2 protein-coding genes are annotated in these 1,777 nt (G+C 46.3%); both read right to left on the reverse strand.

Going from position 1 to position 1,777, the window contains the following annotated elements; all coding sequences use genetic code 11:
• Window positions 1-97 precede the first annotated feature (97 nt).
• The gene (locus RYZ26_RS19775) at window positions 98-697 is read right to left on the reverse strand and encodes a tyrosine-type recombinase/integrase (RefSeq protein ID WP_317684984.1); all 600 of its coding nucleotides are present in this window, start codon (window positions 695-697) and stop codon (window positions 98-100) included.
• Window positions 698-806: 109 nt separating this feature from the next.
• Window positions 807-1,259, reverse strand: coding sequence for a hypothetical protein (locus tag RYZ26_RS19780; RefSeq protein WP_317684985.1), 453 nt, complete (start codon window positions 1,257-1,259; stop codon window positions 807-809).
• Between the last annotated feature and the right edge of the window lie 518 nt (window positions 1,260-1,777).

Here is a 1,777-nt window from a genome sequence, read left to right on the forward strand (position 1 = left end):
AGTTTTGATGTTTAAGGAGTTGCACCTTCATCAAAACGGGTAACCCGCCCTTTTTCAAGGTCGGCTGTCAGATCGGATCGGAACTATTCCACATAAATTAAACAACGCCCTTCACTATCCGCTCCAAAATCACTGGGTTTGTATCTGCATATTCAGTCGACTGATTCACCGTGGCATGTCCCATCAGTGACGATAGGTTCTTCAACCCGACACCGCGGTTGATCAGTCGGGTGGCGAAGGTTCTACGGCCTGAGTGGCTGCTGGTGGTATCTGGTAATCCTGATTTAATGAACAAACGTTTGACCAACTGTTGCATCGTGTTTCCGGTGAAGCGACTTCCCTTCTGTGATCTGAATAAAAACGCATTAGGATGCAGGTCTGGGCCTTCGGTGGCACGGCGGTGATTGATATATGATTTGATGGCACGACGCACACGCAAGTTGCTCAAGAAGACTTCGCGATTTCGGTTCGTTTTGCTGTTGGCGATTCTGATCTGGAACTGCTGACGAATTTCACGGTCGCCGTCCATTACATCACACAGACGCAAAGAACTGCATTCATGCACTCGCAGACCCAGACCAAACAAACAAATTAGAATGGCTGTGTTGCGTGCCGCATGGGCTTCAACAGCAGTGATCTTTAACAGGCGTTCAAACTCGGCATCAGTCAATACCTTGGCCTTGCCTTCCTTGCTCATATTGATCTCCCATAATCTTTATCTTTGAGGTGTAACGTGAAACATTCAACATTATCACCCGTGTTGAAATCACCCGCCATCATCAACACCGCAGTAATCGCCAAAACGTTTAACTTTGGACATTTATAAACTTTTTCCATCTGGTCCGCTCGTAAGCCGCATCAAGAGCAGCCAAAACATCTTCATCTTGTTCGTCCAGAGCTTCCAGAATGCGGTTCAGGGTGGCCTGCACATCACCCAACGTCGCACCGCACCTGATACTCTCATAATCACGGATCATGACCTTTTGCGACGAATACCTCAGCACCAGATAATATTCACCACCATCTGTCCAATACCACTTTCGTACCGGCACCGCGACTGTGGTGGGGTTACCGTGATGATAGCGGCGGCGTGAAATGGTGAATGTTTCACCCTTGATGTCAGAGGCAACGACTTTAAGCTGCTGTTGAAGGGCTACCCGGAAAACTTTCACAGGATCGTTTCTCCGTACCTCGGCTGCTGGCTTTTTCTTGTTGCTAAAGTTCAATTCAATCATGGTGACCATCCCCTGTAACTGCATTAAATGCACCAGTTCCATCATTGAAAGTCAAATTCGGGCCATTGGAATATCACGGTAAAAGCCTTACGGATTCCAAATTTCTGAGTCCATTCAAGGGCTTCCATTTAAAAATGGTAACATCGTGTTACCTCGTGAAATCCATGGTTGCTATTCTGCAATTGTTGCGATTTTGATACCGAATCCAAAACAAGAACATCGATAGGAATAAATTAATTGACGATTCAATGTTTCCTGATTTAGAAGGCCAACATGGTGCTGGGACATGCAACTGATGCCCTGTGCTAAATAAAACCATACGACATTGCAGCTACATTATTACACTGACGAAACCGGGACTTAGACCGGCGTTATAAGCAGGCTGCCACTGCGACTGGAAAGCCAACTGAATTAGGGGTGTCCTGCCAGTATAAACATAGAGGCCATGATACTTAGGTTCTGTTGACAAAGTGCTTTACCCAAACCCGAATTGATGTGACCTGAACGAAGCCGAGAAAGCTTAACATCGTTTTGTCATATCG

Source organism: Terasakiella sediminum, from assembly GCF_033100395.1.
Classification (GTDB): Bacteria; Pseudomonadota; Alphaproteobacteria; order Rhodospirillales; family Terasakiellaceae; genus Terasakiella.